Below are 16669 nucleotides of genomic sequence, written 5' to 3' on the forward strand. Positions count from 1 at the left end.
TAATGGCCCCACACCACATCGCATTCGGGTTTGAACGAGATGGCAAAATCGCGCAAAAAAGGATTGTTCTCCTGGTTTGGCAAAAGCAAACAAACAGAGCAAGTACAAAACACTCCAGAAGTGGAAGAAACAATTGAGTCAACGGACACCATTGAGACTGTTGAAACAGAGTCATCTTCAACCTCTGAACCTGTTGTGGAAACACATACTGAAACTTTAGAGAAACAGCCTGAACCGACTCAGCTCTCAGAGCCAGAGCCAGAGCCAGAGCCAGAGCCAGAGCCAGAGCCAGAGCCAGAGCCAGAGCCAGAGCCAGAGCCAGAGCCAGAGCCAGAGCCAGAGCCAGAGCCAGAGCCAGAGCCAGAGCCAGAGCCAAGCAAAAAGCCTGGTTTTTTCGCTCGCCTACGTCAAGGGCTAAGTAAAACTCGTTCCAATATTGGTAGCGGTTTCTTTAGCCTATTTGCGGGCAAGAAGATCGACGACGATCTTTATGAAGAATTAGAAACACAATTGCTTATGGCAGATGTAGGCGTCGATACCACCACTAAATTGATCGACAACCTCACTCAACAAGCCAAGCGCAAAGAAATGACTGACGGTGAAGCCTTGTACGAGGTCCTCAAAAGTCAGCTCAGTGAATTGCTGCAAGAAGTGAATCAACCGATTGATATGAACCAAACCGACGGCCCATTTGTGATTTTAATGGTGGGCGTCAATGGCGTGGGTAAAACCACCACCATTGGTAAGCTGGCCAAGCAATTTCAAAATCAAGGCAAACAAGTGATGTTGGCCGCGGGTGACACCTTCCGCGCCGCAGCTGTTGAACAGTTGCAAGTTTGGGGGCAACGCAACAACGTACCTGTCATTGCCCAACATACCGGTGCCGACAGTGCCTCGGTTATCTTTGATGCCTATCAAGCCGCTAAATCTCGTGGCGCAGATGTGCTGATTGCCGACACTGCAGGTCGCTTGCAAAACAAAGCTCACTTAATGGAAGAGCTCATTAAGATTGTACGTGTGATGAAAAAAATTGATGCCAATGCCCCGCATGAAGTCATGCTCACGCTAGATGCAGGTACAGGGCAAAATGCACTATCGCAAACTCAGCTATTTAACGACGCCATTGGCCTGACAGGTTTAACATTAAGTAAACTCGACGGCACAGCAAAAGGTGGCGTTATCTTTGCCATCGCCGACAAGTTTAAGATCCCCATTCGCTACATTGGTGTTGGCGAGGGCATTGATGATTTGCGTCAGTTCGACGCAAATGATTTTGTTTCTGCACTGTTTAACAAAGACGATAACGAAACCACGGAATGATTCGCTTCGATAATGTCGACAAGGTCTATGCTTCGGGCCATCAAGCACTAAACAATGTTAGCTTTCACTTAAAGAAAGGTGAAATGGCGTTTTTAACCGGACACTCGGGCGCCGGTAAAAGCACATTGCTTAAATTGATTGCACTGTTGGAACGCCCAACACGCGGCAATGTGTTTATTAATGGCCACAGCCTAAATACGGTCAACCGTAAGCAGGTGCCCTTTGTAAGGCGCGACATTGGCATTATCTTTCAGGATCATCGTTTGCTCATGGAGCGCACCGTTTTTGACAACGTTGCGCTACCGCTTGTGATTGAAGGCTACCCTCACTTGGAAACGCGCCGTCGCGTAGCAGCTGCACTCGATAAGGTCGGCTTGCTGGGCAAAGAGCGTTTGTTTCCAACCATGTTATCGGGCGGCGAACAACAACGTGTGGGTATTGCCCGTGCTGTGGTGAATAAACCCCCTATTATTTTAGCGGATGAGCCAACAGGTAATCTCGACCCGCACCTATCGGTAGAAATTCTCAAATTGTTTGAGGAATTTAATCGCGTGGATGTGGCTGTATTGGTTGCCACCCACGACCTTGGGTTAATTGCGCGTATGCGCTATCGCACCCTGACGATTAAAGGCGGGTATTTAACCAATGACGGGCTATCGTCGGAGTCGGCATTATGAGTTTGCTATTTGAACGACGCGGCGAAGGTGCAACCGAGCGTAAAATCTCGAGGGTTCAAAAGCTCATCTCTTGGTGGATAAGTCACCTACGACAAGCCACCTCCAGCCTCGGTGACTTATGGCGCACCCCAGCCCCTTCATTGATGACAATTCTGGTGTTGGGATTCAGTCTTTCACTGCCTGCTTCGCTTTATATTGTGAATAAGAATGGTCAACGTGTGGCTGCTCAGTGGGAAAATCCAGCTCAGATATCCGTTTTCCTTAAGAAAAATCAAAGCACCGACGACATTCAGCGACTCGTGAATGATTTGGCCACATGGACCGAAGTTAAAAAAGTCGAGTGGCTCAGCAAAGATGATGCACTGATGGAATTTAAAGAAACCTCAGGCTTTGGTAACGCACTCAACTATTTAGATGAAAACCCGCTGCCGGATGTATTGGTGATTTCACCCATTTCATCAGAGCAAGGCACGGAGCATGCAGAGGCATTACTCAATGAATTGACAAGCTTACCCGCGGTGGCGATGGCTAAGCTCGATATTCAGTGGTTAGAACGACTCAACGCAATGGTCGGTTTACTAGAAAACACCTTTTCGGGCTTAGCAACACTGTTGTGTTTGTCGGTTATTTTAATCATTGGGAACACCATTCGATTGTCGATCTTAAGTCGCAGAACCGAAATTGAAGTAATGAAACTGGTAGGCGCTACAGACCCATTCATTCAACGTCCGTTCCTATACGCTGGTGTTTGGTATGGTGTATTCGGTGCGTTTTTGTCGTGGATCGTCATCGCATTACTGTTATGGTGGCTCGAAAGTGCGGTGAATGAACTTACCCGCCTGTACGACTATCCCATCCAACTATCCGGTCTAACACTCTCAGAAAGCTTGTTACTTATTGTGATCGCAGCAAGCATGGGCTTAATGGGTTCTTGGCTCTCTGTGCGGCAGCATATCCGCGCAATTGAGCCCGTTTAAGCGATAGCTCACACCCGCAGCTCATACATGAATCCGCTTTAACAAGACTAAACGGAAGCTGAACGCCACGCAGCGCACTCGGCATTATTTGAACTCGGCATTGCAATTAGGGTCAGAGTTACGGTATAGATCGTTTTAGCACTCTTCGCATATGAGTGCTAAACTTTTAGTAAGACCGAGTTTAGAGGTAAATTTACAATGAGTATTTCTTCAAACATGTCATTAACGACGATTCCACAGGGCGGCCTTGACGGTTATGTCTCAGCAGTGAACGGGATGCCTATGCTGACCGTTGAAGAGGAACGCGGCTTGGCTGAAGAGTTACAAGAGACGGGTTCATTAGAAGCTGCACGTCAGCTAGTAATGTCTCATCTTCGTTTTGTAGTCCATGTTGCACGTGGATACTCAGGCTATGGCTTACCGCAAGCAGACCTTATTCAAGAAGGTACTGTTGGCCTCATGAAGGCTGTAAAACGATTTGATCCGACTGTTGGAGTCCGCTTGGTTAGTTTTGCCGTGCATTGGATCAAAGCTGAAATTCACGAGTTTGTATTGCGCAACTGGCGTATCGTGAAGGTCGCAACTACCAAGGCACAACGTAAATTGTTCTTCAACCTTCGCAAGAATAAAAAACGTTTGGGTTGGTTTAGCCAAGATGAGATTCAAACCGTCGCCGAAGCGCTCGGTGTTTCAACCCGCGAAGTGGTTGAAATGGAATCACGCATGAGCTCTCAAGATCAAGCATTCGATCTCGGCAGTGATGACGACGACAACGGCTCAACAAACTTTGCTCCGGTGCTTTATCTAGAAGATAAATCCTCTGATGTGGCGGATATTGTTGAAAACAGCAACTGGGAAAAGCATGCCTACGGTAAGCTTTCAAACGCACTGAGTGAGTTAGACGAACGTAGCCAAGATATCGTTCGCTCTCGTTGGTTAGACGAAGACAATAAAACCACGTTGCAAGAGCTTGCCGGTAAATACGGCGTTTCTGCAGAGCGAGTGCGTCAGCTAGAAAAGAACGCAATGAAAAAGCTCAAAATAGCGATGGCAGGATAAACACCTGTGGTTGTTAAAAAAGGCGCTTGAAGCGCCTTTTTTATTGCCTGAAAATTAGTCCAGCTGAAATGACCAAGAGCCCGGATTATATTGCGTCCACACCATGTGCTTTAAAAATTTCGCGATGGACGATGTTTCAGGGCATTCCGCCTTCACTACGCTGCCTTTCGGTAACTGCAAAAGCGCCTGCTGCAATAGAAAGGTTCCTACGCCTCGCTGGCGCGTAGCTTCGCGCACTTCAATGTAATTGAGCCAGTATTCTTGACCATCTTGCTCAAGTAAGACTAAACCGATGCATTTATCATTAAAGGTCGCGATCCATAACTGTGCCGAATCTTGCGCTAATGCTTGCTCCAACCAAGTGAGCGACGTAGCTTCATCTGTGGCAAACGACAACTTATTCAGATCTGAAAACACCTCTGGTGTAAGCTGTGTGAGTGGCGAAATCGTCAAACGCATAAGTAAGTCCAAATCATCATGAAAACTAAAGAACAACCATTTCAATGCCGAGCTGGCTGCGGTGCTTGCTGCATTGTACCTTCTATTAGCTCTGCGATCCCAGGAATGCCTGAGGGCAAACCCGCAGGCACCCGCTGCATACAACTGAACGAACAAAATATGTGCAAACTTTTTGGTTTACCTGAACGGCCTGCAGTATGCTTACGTTTTTATGCCGATATAGACACATGCGGTACGCAACACGAGCATGCTTTTGCTATTCTTGACCGGCTGGAAAGCGATACCCAATGAGCAAATATAAGATATTGCTCATTGTATGAGCGGCAACGCATTGTTAACATGGTTAACACTCGAATAGCACAAAAAGAGTTACGGAAAGGCGAATTATGTCGAGAATCCACTGGCGCAAAGTGGTCAAACTGGCTGCAAAGGAATTTGCTTGTTTTCTGATGGCAACTGATGAAATCAAACGCACAATTACACTTGAGGCGATGTTAGGATGTCGCAACCCCGAAGAAGAACCGATCGATCGAGTTTACTTCGGATGGCACGCTGTATATTCAATGCCAGAAGAAGACGAGAACTTAGTTCAAAATGAGTTGCTCAGTGGTAGTTGCTGCAAGCTTGGGCAGTGGAAGAATAACGATCTCAGTAAAGAAGAGATTGGCATTATCAACGAACACATGGCTGAGCTATTAACTGATTGGCAAAACAAGTTAGAAGACGCAGGTATTGTCTGTGAGTTTGAAGCGATTGCTCCTGCTGCGAATGAATAGATCTAATTTAGGCAGTTAACAAACGCAAAAAAGCCGCTCTATAGCGGCTTTTTTGCGTTTGTTAAGCGACTGCTACTTGCTGATTTTCATCGGTAGTTGCTAAGTCACTTTTTGAAGGCATCGCGCCTTGGTCGTGTTCAGCAATCATATTAAGCATATTACCTAATGTGGTCGCTTGAGGTTGTTCCTCAACCACGTCCCGCTGTTCCAACATGCTTCCCCCTTAAGGATCACGTACAGCTAACTGCTAAACACCTGTTGTTTAGCAGGGTGTGAATTAACTCACGTTTTTAAATACATTACGAGCTAAAAATAATCATTGGTAAGTGATTCTGAAAATTAACGAAACCACTTACAAAAACAAAATACTAAATATATATCAATTACTTGCACCAATGACTTGGATTGACTGGCACTCCTTCGTGGCGCATCTCAAAATATAAACCTGGTCTGACCTGACCACCACTTTGCCCAACCAAAGCAATTGTGTCTCCGCGACGAACTTCGTCACCCGGCTGACGCAATAAGGTTTGTGCATGACCATACAGGCTCATATAGCCTTTACCATGATCTAGCACCATAACTAAACCCATTCCTTTAACCCAATCGGCAAAAAGTACTTTGCCATCGGCAATTGATCGCACATCGTCACCAGAACTCCCCGCCATCAACACGCCTTTCCAACGAATTTGGCCCTGTCGAACGGAATTATACTTGTGGCGGAGCTTGCCTTGAGTCGGCCACTTCAAACTTCCTTTTTTAATGCCCTTTAATTGCACAGATGAGTGCACAACCGCGACCTTATCCAGCAAACTCTTTAATTGATTTTCGCTGTCTTCCAGTAGCCCGATGCTTTCTTGTTCAGTTTTTAGGTGTCGATTGATTGAGGAAATGAGCTGCTGATGATTCATTTGTTCAGTCTTGAGCATCTGCCGCTCTGCTGACTGCTGTCCGAGTAATTCTTCGAGTTGATGGTGCTTGGCCAGCAGCTCACCCTCGACTTGCTGAAGCTGAGCCTCCGTCACTTTCAACACATCTAATGCTTCGATTCTGGCCTCACTCAAATATTGAAAATAGACCAAGGTACGTTCAATTGAAGCGGGATCTTGTTGATTGAAGATCATAGCGAGGTAGTCAGAGCTACCCGCAAGGAAATGGCTCTCCAATTGCGCAGCTAGCACCGCTTGCTGTGCCTTACGAGTGGATTCTAAATCATCTCTGCGTGCTTTTAGGCCTAGCTGCTCTTGCTGATTCTTTTCAATACTGAGGCGAGTGGTGTGAAGTTCTTTTGCCTGCTTAGCAAGGTTTAACTCCGTGGAACGAAGCTCTGCCTGCGCCCTTTTCTGCTGGGCTTGTCGTTCTTTTAAATTGGCCTGTCGTTTTTTTATTTCTTGTTGTACTTCTTGCAGCCGTTTGGTGGCGTCATTGTCGGGATTCGCAGCACTGACCGCGAAACACATCCACAACGAAAGGCCAGCAATGCTGCTGGCCTTCACAATGGCATGACAGTTAAACTGCGTTGGCACTTTATTTAAGGTCTACTAAAACCTTGCCCGTCATTTCTGGCGGTACTTCCATGCCCATCAAGTTCAGCATAGTAGGCGCTAAATCACTTAGCTTACCATCAGCAGCAATGCTACCTTCGCGACCAAAATAAATGAGTGGCACAGGTTCACTGGTATGCGCGGTATGCGCTTGGCCAGTTGCTTCGTCGGCCATTTTTTCTGCATTCCCATGGTCAGCGGTAATCAAACATTCGCCACCCACTTCATCCAGTGCATCCACCACGCGACCAATACAATGGTCAACCGCTTCACAAGCTTTCACGGCGGCATCGAAATTACCCGTATGCCCGACCATGTCGCCATTTGGATAGTTACATATGATCACATCAAACTTGCCGCCTTTAATAGCGCCAACAAGCTGGTCAGTTAGCATTTCAGAATTCATTTCTGGCTGTAAGTCGTACGTTGCTACCTTAGGAGAAGGAATCAAAATGCGCTCTTCACCTTCAAACGGCTCTTCTTTGCCGCCATTGAAGAAGAAAGTCACGTGGGCGTATTTTTCAGTTTCAGAAATACGAAGTTGAGTACGACCATTGTCGGCCAACCACTGGCCTAAAACATTTGTCAGCTTTTCTGCAGGATAGGCAATTGATGTTTTAATATCAGCCGCATACTCGGTCAACATGACAAAGTCAGACAATGCTGGTTTAACCTTACGCTCAAAACCATCAAAATCTTGGTCAACAAAGGCACGCGTAATTTCGCGCGCGCGGTCCGCACGGAAGTTCATAAAGATCAAGGCATCGCCATCAGCCATGGTCGCATCGTCTTGACCCGCCGCTTTAATCACGCTTGGTGCAACAAACTCATCGTTTTCATCACGCGCGTATGCGGCCAACAGGCCTTCTACGGCAGAGTCATACACGTATTCAGTTTTGCTTTGAGTCAACAGGTCGTAGCACGATTCAACGCGATCCCAACGCTTATCGCGGTCCATTGCAAAGTAACGACCACACAATGAAGCAACACGGCCTTTACCCAGCTCTGCAAATTTAGCATCAAAGCGCTCAATAGATGCTTGCGCGCTTCGCGGTGGCGTATCGCGACCGTCAAGAAATGCGTGCAAGTAGATTTTTTCAGCACCGCGCTCAGCAGCTAATTCAACCATGGCCAACATATGATTTTCATGGCTATGTACACCTCCTGGCGACAATAGCCCCATAATATGAACAGCTTTGTTTGCAGTTACAGCTTTATCAACAGCGGCACACAAGGCTTCATTTTCGAAAAAAGTACGCTCTTCAATTGCTTTGGCAATGCGCGTTAGCTCTTGATACACCACGCGACCAGAACCAATATTGATATGGCCTACCTCTGAGTTCCCCATTTGACCATCGGGTAAACCTACGTCTAACCCAGAGCCTGAAATCAAACCACTCGCATAATGCGCGCTCAATTTATCTAAATTTGGGGTGTTGGCATGGTTAATGGCATTGCTACTGTCATCTTCACGATAACCCCAACCATCTAGGATGATTAAAGCCAGTGGCTTTTTTTGCTCAGTCATGACTATTTCTCTCGTACCTTCAATTGATTAAAGCTGAATCGCTGCTAAAACAAGTCTACAGCAACGACTAAAAATTAGGCTGATTATGTACCCTTTCATTATGACACAATTTGATCAGAGGCAACGAGAACAAATATCCGCTCGATAAACTGATGCGATGAGTTGGCCTTTGTATGTATAATCCACGCCTTATGTTTATAACTATGGAACCCTTTGAATGGACCAGTTCATCGAGTTTGTCTCAGCCAACCCACTGCTTAGCGCTGCGTGGGTCGGTTTATTCATTATGCTGATCTACAGCTTCATTGGCGCAAAAATGCGTGGATACACGTCAATTACGTCTCAAGAATTGACTATGATGGTGAATCGAGAAGACGCAACAGTGGTTGATATTCGCCCAACAGATACCTTTCGTAAGGGTCATATTGCTGGAGCAAAAAACATCGTTGAGTCCAAGATCACAGAAAACAACAAGCCAGAGCTTGAAAAGCTCTCAGGCCACCCCATTATAGTTGTATGCGAGACAGGAATGACTGCTGGCAAATCATGCGCAGCTTTGAAGGCCATGGGTTTTGAATCCATTTTCAGCCTGCGCGGTGGCATGGCCGAATGGCGCCAGGCAAATTTGCCAACGGCGAGCAAGTAACGACTTGCACAAATTTTAACTATTATTGAAGCGGCAAGATGCCGCTCTGGACTGAAGGTACCTACATCATGGCAGAAGAAATAAATGCAAATGGCGCAGCAGCGGCATCTGAAGCACAAGCTCCTCAATTTGCGATTCAACGTTTGTATATCAAAGATATTTCTTTTGAATCGCCAAATACACCTGACATCTTTCAAAAAGAATGGAAGCCTGAAGTTAAGCTCGATTTAGACACCAAAAGCCGTAAGTTAGCCGATGACACATTTGAAGTGATTCTGTCGTTAACAGTGACAACAACTGTCGAAGACGAAACTGCATTCTTATGTGAAGTTCAACAAGCCGGTATTTTCGGTATTGGAACTGAAAACGAAGCGCACCTTGCACACATGCTCGGTTCTTTCTGTCCAAACATCTTGTTCCCATACGCGCGTGAAGCCGTAACGAACATGGTCACTCGTGGTACATTCCCACAATTGAATCTTGCGCCAGTTAACTTTGACGCTTTGTTTGCTTCTTACGTTCAAAAACGTCAGCAAGATGCTCAAGCAGCAGCTTCTGAAGCCGCAAGCGATTCTTAATTAAATGACCACCTCTCCGGTGATTAGCGTTTTGGGAGCGGGCTCTTACGGCACCGCTCTTGCTCTGCAACTTGCTCGAAATGGCCATCAAACACTGCTTTGGGGCCATGATCCTGAGCATGTGAAACGCCTCAACAATGATCGCGAAAATTGCCAATTCCTCCCCGACGCAAAGTTTCCAGACACACTACAAATAACAGATGACCTCACACTCGCCGCCAGTGCGTGTCGAGATATTCTGGTGGTGGTTCCGAGCTTTGCCTTTGGCGAAGTATTGGCAAAAATTGCGTCGCACTTGCAAACTGATGCTCGGGTGGCTTGGGCCACTAAAGGTCTTGAACCTGAAACGGGTCGATTACTGGGTGACGTCGCCAAAGAGCAACTCAACCCAAATACAGCATTGGCCGTATTGTCTGGGCCAACGTTTGCCCGCGAAATTGCTTTAGGCTTGCCTACCGCGATTGCCGTTGCAGGAGAAGACGATCAATTCGATGCCGACCTTGCAACCTTGCTCCATTGCCCAAAGCGTTTCAGAGTGTACCGCAACCCAGATTTTATCGGATTGCAACTGGGTGGCGCCGTGAAGAACGTGGTGGCAATTGCCGCAGGCTTGTCCGACGGCATGGGTTTTGGTGCGAACGCGCGAACCGCGTTAATTACACGAGGCTTGGCCGAATTAACTCGCTTGGGTGTTGCGCTCAATGCTGATCCAGCCACCTTTATGGGGATGTCGGGCTTAGGAGACTTAGTCCTTACATGTACCGATGACCAATCTCGTAATCGTCGTTTTGGTCTTGCTTTAGGCCGTGGAGAAAGCGTCAAAGACGCTGAAGCGAACATTGGGCAAGTGGTCGAAGGGTATCGTAATACTGCTGAGGTGTATCATTTGTCTCAGCGCCTTGGCATCGAAATGCCGATTACAGATCAGCTGTATCAGGTGCTGTATCAGGGGCAGTCTTCGAAAGAAGCCGCCATAAACCTGCTCAGCCGAGAACAAACCAGCGAATCAGCCGGTTAATTTAGCTTAAAGTTGTCCGGTTATCGAAACCGGATAACTTTCCCTTTCCCCGTCTCTTTCGCTTGATAAAGCGCTTTATCTGCCTCTGACAACATTGTTGCTGCCTCTGGCACCGTTTTCTGATAGTTGGTTTCACTCACCCCGACCGAGCAGCTCAACCACTTATGCTCCGGAATATTCACCGCACGCTTTAAGGCATGACTCAATTGTTCAGCAAAGCCGCGCTTCGTGACCAAAGCTTGAAGAATTCGTTCGCCCACCATCTCGGCTTTCATACCGGATGTTTCAGGCAAAAACACAATAAACTCATCTCCTCCCCAACGGCCCGCCACATCCACGTCTCGGAGCTGTTCTAGCAGTAGATCTGAAAACCATTGGAGCAACAGGTCGCCAGCATCATGTCCGAATGTGTCGTTATAATACTTGAAGTTGTCGAGATCGATAAAAGCCAGAGACATAAATCCAGTCGCCCCCGCATAGCGACGTACCCGGTTGATCTCGTCTTGCATGGTGGTTTGCAACGACTGCCGGTTCGACAAGCCGGTTAAAGTATCCACAGAGCTCAATTCAATTAATTTATTCTGTTGTCGAACCGCCGCCATTTGCGACGCCATTTGGTTGGAAATAAGCGTCAGTACTTCTTGATCATGCTTGCCCGGAACATAGGGTAAATCAAGATTCACCAGCACTAACTGACAACAACGTAAGTTCCCATCTCGAAGTGGCAGCACGCACACCGCACTGAGCCTTCTTGAGCCTGAACTCAGCAACCAGCTGCGATTCAGTAAAAGCTGCTGGTTACGGAAATCCTTCACATCATCGGCTAATTCTTCAATTGGGAAAGCTTTGACTTGGCCGTCAACATGCACTGCCATCACTTCGGTTTTTTCGCTCTGGCAATTTACCACCATTGCCAATTGAAAATCATAATGGCCGCACAACAGCCGGACTGTCTCTCGCGCAATCTTAACCTCGCTTGTCGCATCACTTCCTATGGCTTGCAATGCACTAATTAACCGCACTTCTCGCATTCGTTTCCAAAGCTGATTCAAGCGAGCTTCTTGCTGAGCTAAAACAAATAAATGATCCAGCGCCATGCTGGGCAAAGGTAAATTAACCAGCGGCTTGTGTTTACCTAACAATAACTGTCGAATAGCATTCCAACCTAACGGCTGTTGCTCTTGCTCGCTGGTTGCATCAATCACCATGTCGCGCGCTGCATCGGAGTTGCCTAATAGCAGGTGATACCGCACTCGCGTTTCAAGCCACAGCAGCTTAAATTGACTATGCAAGCGCCCCGAAGTCAACAGCCGCTGTTCTACTAAAGCAACGTAGTCATCTTCTGCATCGGCTAAATGCTCTGTGGCTGTTAACAAGTATTCAAGCATGGGGCGAATAACACGCGCCGATTTTGACAACGGAATCGACAAACGTTTGCTGCGCTCTAAGCATTGCACAGCCCGCAACCACTCTTGATTAAATGCATGCACTAAACCTTGCAACAAATGCACATCGTGCAAGTTACGATAGGCAAAGTAATTTGCGTGTTGTCCCACCATAAGCCGGCGTAATTGTTCCAGTACTGATGCACTATGGCGGTAATGACGCACCACTAAGTACAGCCACGCTAAGTTATATAGGGTAGCCACGGTTTCATTCACATGACCAACTTTCATGACCTGCTTGAGCGCACCATTGAAGTAATCGTAGGCACTCAAAAACTGCTCCTGATGGCAGTAAAAGAAACCGAATCCGTTGCGTAATCGCGCCATGTCGAGGGGATCATTCATGCATTTCAGCAAACGTTCAGCCACCTTATAACAACGTTTCGCCTGATGTGGTTTTCCCATGCGATGCAAAATCACGGCTCGGGAATGAAACGAAGCGGCTAAGCCTGCGTGTTGATTGGTTTGACGCGCTAATCGAATGGCTTCCATACAGGCTGCTAACACCTGCTTGGGTGTGAGTGTTTCACTGTGCTCCAATTGACCATAGACATTGCGGCACGCATAAATAACCGCATTTTCACATTGCTGGTCTTGCAGCAAGTGAAGCATTTCAGCAAAGCGTTCTACGCCAAAACCAACGTTGGCTTTGGCGCATGCGACAAAGTAGTAGAACAAGCATTGTGCCCGTTCTTTTTCATCGCTTAACTCACTACTGTAATTGATTGCCTGTCGGCCGCAGTTCATCGCTTGAGTTAAGTCGGATTTATAAATATAAGCCCAGCATAAATGACGATAAGCACGCGCAAGCGCTCGTTTGTCAGAACCCAATTGAGCCTGCTCTAAAATACCTTCTAACGCTTCAAATGCATCATCCATCTCACCCAAATAAAGTAGGCAGTGTCCTCGGAGTGCTTTGAGGTGTAGTCGAGAATTTGAGTCATGGCCTAGGCCTTTCTGCACAAATGAACGTTCCACCCGCTCACTGACATAAGCGCATTCGGGAAGATTCATGAGTGATAGTAAGTCTTCACATTCACGAATCATGGCACGAGGGTCGGAATTCACGACGCTAGGCGTTTCCGACCATTTGTGTGATGCCGCTAAGTTATCTGACGGCTGCACTTGGATACGCCCTTGCGTATTGTCCATCCAGTCGATGAATTGATGCCAACTGTCTTGCATGCGCTCTTCTGAATGCATGTAGTCAGGTTCTAAGGTGCAAATTAGCATCAAGGGAAAGAATGGATCGTCGCTATCAAGTAAACGTCGAATCAGCACCAGCGCGCTGGGGCCGGCATGATGCAAATCACCTAAACTGATACACAAAGGCTGTTTTGTGGCCAACCATTGGATGATGTCGATGAACAAATCAACCACATGATTTTGTTCATACAGTAAGTCATCGGGAAGTGGTAGCTCTCGCCTGCGCATCGGTTTACCGCTAAACGCAGCACTCAAGATATCGCGATATTGTCCCTGCACATTCAATGTGTGTAACACATCGTCAATGGCAAGTTTGCGTTGTTGCAGTATTTGCGTAAGAACCGGAACTAACGTGCTAAATGGAAGGTTTGAATCTCGCTCATTCAGCTTCCATCGGAAACCGGTGACGCCCTGATGGCTCATAAAATAATCGACAAACTGCCGGCCATTCTCTGCCGCATCAGCCACCACAAAGCAGCCAACGGCATTACCTTGCTGGCAATGCTTCCATGCTTGCTCTAATTTCTGATGGCCTAAAGAGACGCTTGGCGTTAGCGCTGACATTGATTCAACATCTCGAAAATGAACCCGTCATCCATGATTAAGTGAAAGGCTATTATGTGCTGATTGCCGCAAAGGTGTAAATCTTACAATACCCAAAGATCTGATATAGGTCGTTATATCGTGTTTATTTTCGGAATATTTGCGTCACTTTTCGGCTTAGGGCTGCACTAAATGCCTTCAAATCCAACTTGGCGCCACGCTTCGTAAGACACAATAGCAACCGCGTTCGACAAATTAAGGCTGCGCGCATCGGCCTTCATCGGAATTCTAATTCTAAAATCGGCATCAATGTTGTTGCGGATATCATCAGGCAAACCGCTGGTTTCAGAGCCAAACAACAACACGTCACCGGCTTGATAGCTCGGTTCGTCGTGCGGACGGCTACCTTTAGTGGTTAACGCAAAAATTCGGCAATCGCCCATGTGCGACACAAAACTCTCGTAGTCTGCGTGGCGAGTCACATTTGCCAAGTCATGGTAATCAAGACCGGCGCGGCGCAATTTCTTTTCCTCAAAGTCGAACCCCAAAGGCTCAATCAAGTGAAGTTGGCAGCCGTTATTCGCGGCAAGGCGGATAATATTACCGGTGTTGGGCGCAATCTGCGGCTCGAACAATGCGATGTGAAACATGGCTGACTCTATATGACGATTCTAACTGGCCGCATAGTTTAAAAGCTATGCGGCTGAAACGCTATGGACTTTGCTATCAAATCATTGCGGCTGTTGGGGAAACAGCATTTGAATCGCCAGGCCACCTTTGTCAGAGAGCTGAGCTTCAACGTGACCCTTATGATACTTCACGGCCTGCTCCACAATCGCCAATCCCAAACCCGACCCTCCTTTGTCACGCTGGCGTGAAAACTCTGGACGATAGAATGGCGTGAACAATTTATTCAACTCAGTCTCTGGCACACCAACTCCGTCGTCTTCAATGCGTAAACACCAAAATGCAGTGCCATTGTCGGTCACACTCATAACGTTTAACGCAATCTCGGAAGAGGCATAGCGAGACGCATTATTCAGCACATTTTGGATCGCTCGAACGAGTAGGTCTTCGTCACCTTGTATCATGATGTTTAGCTTTATTTCAGGCGAGTCGACCACATGAATGTTCAGCTTGGGGTAGCTGTACAGGGCATCCGACACGCACTTTTCCAACACACCGAGAAACGCCACAGGTTTAAGCTCAGTGTTTTGCACCAATTGCATTCGAGACAAACTTAATAACTGTTCGATCATACCGTTCAACACTTCGACTTCATGCTCGATACGATCGGTCTCTGGGTGAACACCTAAACGTTTTTTCAATATGGAATTGGCTAAAGCCAGTCGAGTCAGAGGGGATCGAAGTTCATGCGATACATCACTGAGCAAGCGCTTATGCGCAGCCAATGACTCATCCGCAGCCTGACCCATTTGGCAGGTTGTACGCGCCAAACTACCAATTTCATCGGTCCGCTCCAGCAACGCTGAATCAACTCGAGCTTTGAAATCACCGTCAGCTAGGCGCTGAGAAGTATGTCGTAAACTCTCAAGGGGTCGCGCAATCTGCCGTGCCACCAAGTATGCCATGAGTGCTAATAATGCAATTAAGCCAGCAAGCACAAAAGGCGTGGTTTTGAGCATTTGGCTGAACATGCGCCCGCGGCCTAAATGTGGCGGGAAATTCACATACATTTGCAACGATATACCATCAAAGTCCATATTCACCGGCCCTGCAATCCAATGTGGAAATGCTCGCGTGATCACCGGCGTATCGCTGGAGCTTAACTCCAACGCAACGGCCTTCAGCTCAGGTGGGACTTTGTTCGACATAAAGCGCCCTTCTTCGGGGCTATAAAACCACAATGCACCGCCATCTGGACGCATTTGCCGTTTATATAAAATATTAATATTGGGGCGCTTATTCCAAAACTTATGCATGCGTTCGACTTGTTCGGATACATATTTTTTCTGTTGCTGATCGAGCTTCTGCGGCCCTTGATTTACAAAGAACGGCCAAATCAGCATGGTAGCAGCGACCGATAATAATGTGATCCACAACCAAATAAATATTCGCAGTTGTAACGACATCATTTAACTCCGCTGCACTTCAGCGGTCCAAATATAACCCTTACCGCGTATCGTTTTGATGGGCACCGATTCATCGTGTTTAGAGAGCTTTTTACGCAAATGGCTCACATGCATATCCACGCTGCGATCAAACGGCATGAGCTTGCGACCCAAGGCTTGTAAGCTCAAGTGCTCTTTGTCTACGACCTGACCCGCGTCTTGCAGTAGTTCTGCCAAAATAGCCAATTCTGCCGCTGTCAGCTCCAAATCATGACCATTAAATTTAGCCGTTTGCTTGCTAACCGATAACTGCACCCCTTCTGAATTGAGGGTTTCAGACGTTGACGAGCTTTGAACTTGGAAGCGTCGCATGACGGCCTTCATACGCGCAATTAACTCAGCTTCGGTAAACGGTTTGGGAAGGTAGTCATCTGCACCATGTTCTAGCCCCAAAACACGATCAGCCGGCTCTCCTCGAGCAGTCAACATAATCACAGGAACTGCAGATTTTTGGCGCAACTGTTTAAGTACCTGAAAGCCATTTAGGCTCGGTAGCATGACATCAAGCAGCACCAATGCATGTTGTTCGCGTTGCGCCATCGCAAGGCCTTCAGCGCCGTCGTTTACAGCCGTAACGCGAAACCCTTCATAGTTTAATAACTCGGTGAGTAGTTGCGCTAATTCGGCATCATCATCAATTAGCAGTACATCAATCATGATGATCTCCTGTGGTTTAACTTGGTCCAAGCATGCCATACATGCCCGCCACCAAATTCATTGATTTACCATTCTTTACACAGCTCTGACGTTGCTTTTCGTTG

The 16669-nt window shown here is 47.2% G+C and carries 17 protein-coding genes; 9 read left to right on the forward strand and 8 right to left on the reverse strand.

What is annotated here, in order from left to right:
• Positions 1 to 39: 39 nt before the first annotated feature.
• The 4 genes from ftsY (at position 40) to rpoH (ending at position 4033) form a co-directional block, all read left to right on the forward strand.
• Positions 40 to 1320 (forward strand): signal recognition particle-docking protein FtsY, encoded by a 1281-nt coding sequence (gene ftsY, locus NAF29_RS15380; protein WP_251262510.1) that lies wholly within the window; start codon positions 40 to 42, stop codon positions 1318 to 1320.
• Positions 1317 to 1997, forward strand: a complete 681-nt coding sequence (gene ftsE, locus NAF29_RS15385) for a cell division ATP-binding protein FtsE (protein ID WP_251262511.1) — start codon at positions 1317 to 1319, stop codon at positions 1995 to 1997. Before ftsY ends, ftsE begins: the two co-directional genes overlap by 4 nt.
• Positions 1994 to 2974, forward strand: coding sequence for a permease-like cell division protein FtsX (gene ftsX / locus NAF29_RS15390; RefSeq protein ID WP_251262512.1), 981 nt, complete (start codon positions 1994 to 1996; stop codon positions 2972 to 2974). Before ftsE ends, ftsX begins: the two co-directional genes overlap by 4 nt.
• A 198-nt stretch (positions 2975 to 3172) precedes the next feature.
• Entirely contained in the window at positions 3173 to 4033 is an 861-nt protein-coding gene (gene rpoH / locus NAF29_RS15395) for an RNA polymerase sigma factor RpoH (RefSeq protein WP_285817802.1), read from the forward strand.
• A gap of 54 nt (positions 4034 to 4087) precedes the next feature.
• Here rpoH and NAF29_RS15400 read toward each other — a convergent pair whose 3' ends face one another.
• Positions 4088 to 4492, reverse strand: coding sequence for an acetyl-CoA sensor PanZ family protein (locus tag NAF29_RS15400; RefSeq protein ID WP_251262513.1), 405 nt, complete (start codon positions 4490 to 4492; stop codon positions 4088 to 4090).
• Positions 4493 to 4510: 18 nt separating this feature from the next.
• Here NAF29_RS15400 and NAF29_RS15405 point away from each other — a divergent pair, with 18 nt between their 5' ends.
• Both NAF29_RS15405 and NAF29_RS15410 read left to right on the forward strand, forming a co-directional pair.
• Entirely contained in the window at positions 4511 to 4783 is a 273-nt protein-coding gene (locus tag NAF29_RS15405; RefSeq protein WP_251262514.1) for a YkgJ family cysteine cluster protein, read from the forward strand.
• Positions 4784 to 4878: 95 nt separating this feature from the next.
• Positions 4879 to 5268 (forward strand): hypothetical protein, encoded by a 390-nt coding sequence (locus NAF29_RS15410; RefSeq protein WP_251262515.1) that lies wholly within the window; start codon positions 4879 to 4881, stop codon positions 5266 to 5268.
• A 61-nt stretch (positions 5269 to 5329) separates the two neighbouring features.
• Here NAF29_RS15410 and NAF29_RS15415 read toward each other — a convergent pair whose 3' ends face one another.
• The 3 genes from NAF29_RS15415 to gpmM all read right to left on the reverse strand — a co-directional run bounded on the left by NAF29_RS15415 (position 5330) and on the right by gpmM (position 8340).
• Entirely contained in the window at positions 5330 to 5482 is a 153-nt protein-coding gene (locus tag NAF29_RS15415) for a hypothetical protein (RefSeq protein ID WP_251262516.1), read from the reverse strand.
• Between the two features lie 169 nt (positions 5483 to 5651).
• Complete coding sequence (locus tag NAF29_RS18445) at positions 5652 to 6794, reverse strand: murein hydrolase activator EnvC family protein (protein WP_251262517.1); 1143 nt, start codon at positions 6792 to 6794, stop codon at positions 5652 to 5654.
• Between the two features lies 1 nt (position 6795).
• Positions 6796 to 8340: a 2,3-bisphosphoglycerate-independent phosphoglycerate mutase gene (gene gpmM / locus NAF29_RS15425; protein WP_251262518.1), complete on the reverse strand. Its 1545-nt coding sequence runs from the start codon at positions 8338 to 8340 to the stop codon at positions 6796 to 6798.
• A 217-nt stretch (positions 8341 to 8557) separates the two neighbouring features.
• Between gpmM and NAF29_RS15430 the strand changes: the two genes are divergently transcribed.
• The 3 genes from NAF29_RS15430 to gpsA all read left to right on the forward strand — a co-directional run bounded on the left by NAF29_RS15430 (position 8558) and on the right by gpsA (position 10582).
• Positions 8558 to 8986, forward strand: coding sequence for a rhodanese-like domain-containing protein (locus tag NAF29_RS15430; RefSeq protein WP_251262519.1), 429 nt, complete (start codon positions 8558 to 8560; stop codon positions 8984 to 8986).
• A gap of 68 nt (positions 8987 to 9054) precedes the next feature.
• Positions 9055 to 9564 (forward strand): protein-export chaperone SecB, encoded by a 510-nt coding sequence (gene secB / locus NAF29_RS15435; RefSeq protein WP_251262589.1) that lies wholly within the window; start codon positions 9055 to 9057, stop codon positions 9562 to 9564.
• A 4-nt stretch (positions 9565 to 9568) separates the two neighbouring features.
• A complete protein-coding gene (gene gpsA, locus NAF29_RS15440) occupies positions 9569 to 10582 on the forward strand; it encodes an NAD(P)H-dependent glycerol-3-phosphate dehydrogenase (protein WP_251262520.1) in 1014 nt (337 codons plus the stop codon).
• A gap of 20 nt (positions 10583 to 10602) precedes the next feature.
• Here gpsA and NAF29_RS15445 read toward each other — a convergent pair whose 3' ends face one another.
• The 4 genes from NAF29_RS15445 to NAF29_RS15460 all read right to left on the reverse strand — a co-directional run bounded on the left by NAF29_RS15445 (position 10603) and on the right by NAF29_RS15460 (position 16565).
• Complete coding sequence (locus NAF29_RS15445; protein WP_251262521.1) at positions 10603 to 13797, reverse strand: tetratricopeptide repeat-containing diguanylate cyclase; 3195 nt, start codon at positions 13795 to 13797, stop codon at positions 10603 to 10605.
• 167 nt (positions 13798 to 13964) lie between these two features.
• Positions 13965 to 14426 (reverse strand): tRNA (cytidine(34)-2'-O)-methyltransferase, encoded by a 462-nt coding sequence (locus NAF29_RS15450; protein ID WP_251262522.1) that lies wholly within the window; start codon positions 14424 to 14426, stop codon positions 13965 to 13967.
• Between the two features lie 81 nt (positions 14427 to 14507).
• A complete protein-coding gene (locus tag NAF29_RS15455; RefSeq protein ID WP_251262523.1) occupies positions 14508 to 15872 on the reverse strand; it encodes an ATP-binding protein in 1365 nt (454 codons plus the stop codon).
• Positions 15873 to 16565: a response regulator gene (locus tag NAF29_RS15460; RefSeq protein WP_251262524.1), complete on the reverse strand. Its 693-nt coding sequence runs from the start codon at positions 16563 to 16565 to the stop codon at positions 15873 to 15875.
• Between the last annotated feature and the right edge of the window lie 104 nt (positions 16566 to 16669).

Source organism: Echinimonas agarilytica, from assembly GCF_023703465.1.
Taxonomy (GTDB): domain Bacteria; phylum Pseudomonadota; class Gammaproteobacteria; order Enterobacterales; family Neiellaceae; genus Echinimonas; species Echinimonas agarilytica.

Excerpts from the sequence above, each read along its gene's own strand:
- ftsE (WP_251262511.1), top strand. The coding sequence starts at position 1,317 with ATGATTCGCTTCGATAATGTCGACAAGGTCTATGCTTCGGGCCATCAA.
- NAF29_RS15430 (WP_251262519.1), top strand. The coding sequence starts at position 8,558 with ATGGACCAGTTCATCGAGTTTGTCTCAGCCAACCCACTGCTTAGCGCT.
- secB (WP_251262589.1), top strand. The coding sequence starts at position 9,055 with ATGGCAGAAGAAATAAATGCAAATGGCGCAGCAGCGGCATCTGAAGCA.
- gpsA (WP_251262520.1), top strand. The coding sequence starts at position 9,569 with ATGACCACCTCTCCGGTGATTAGCGTTTTGGGAGCGGGCTCTTACGGC.
- NAF29_RS15415 (WP_251262516.1), bottom strand. The coding sequence starts at position 5,482 with ATGTTGGAACAGCGGGACGTGGTTGAGGAACAACCTCAAGCGACCACA.
- NAF29_RS15405 (WP_251262514.1), top strand. The coding sequence starts at position 4,511 with ATGAAAACTAAAGAACAACCATTTCAATGCCGAGCTGGCTGCGGTGCT.
- gpmM (WP_251262518.1), bottom strand. The coding sequence starts at position 8,340 with ATGACTGAGCAAAAAAAGCCACTGGCTTTAATCATCCTAGATGGTTGG.
- NAF29_RS15400 (WP_251262513.1), bottom strand. The coding sequence starts at position 4,492 with ATGCGTTTGACGATTTCGCCACTCACACAGCTTACACCAGAGGTGTTT.
- NAF29_RS15410 (WP_251262515.1), top strand. The coding sequence starts at position 4,879 with ATGTCGAGAATCCACTGGCGCAAAGTGGTCAAACTGGCTGCAAAGGAA.
- NAF29_RS15445 (WP_251262521.1), bottom strand. The coding sequence starts at position 13,797 with ATGTCAGCGCTAACGCCAAGCGTCTCTTTAGGCCATCAGAAATTAGAG.
- ftsY (WP_251262510.1), top strand. The coding sequence starts at position 40 with ATGGCAAAATCGCGCAAAAAAGGATTGTTCTCCTGGTTTGGCAAAAGC.
- NAF29_RS15450 (WP_251262522.1), bottom strand. The coding sequence starts at position 14,426 with ATGTTTCACATCGCATTGTTCGAGCCGCAGATTGCGCCCAACACCGGT.
- NAF29_RS15455 (WP_251262523.1), bottom strand. The coding sequence starts at position 15,872 with ATGATGTCGTTACAACTGCGAATATTTATTTGGTTGTGGATCACATTA.
- rpoH (WP_285817802.1), top strand. The coding sequence starts at position 3,173 with ATGAGTATTTCTTCAAACATGTCATTAACGACGATTCCACAGGGCGGC.
- ftsX (WP_251262512.1), top strand. The coding sequence starts at position 1,994 with ATGAGTTTGCTATTTGAACGACGCGGCGAAGGTGCAACCGAGCGTAAA.
- NAF29_RS15460 (WP_251262524.1), bottom strand. The coding sequence starts at position 16,565 with ATGATTGATGTACTGCTAATTGATGATGATGCCGAATTAGCGCAACTA.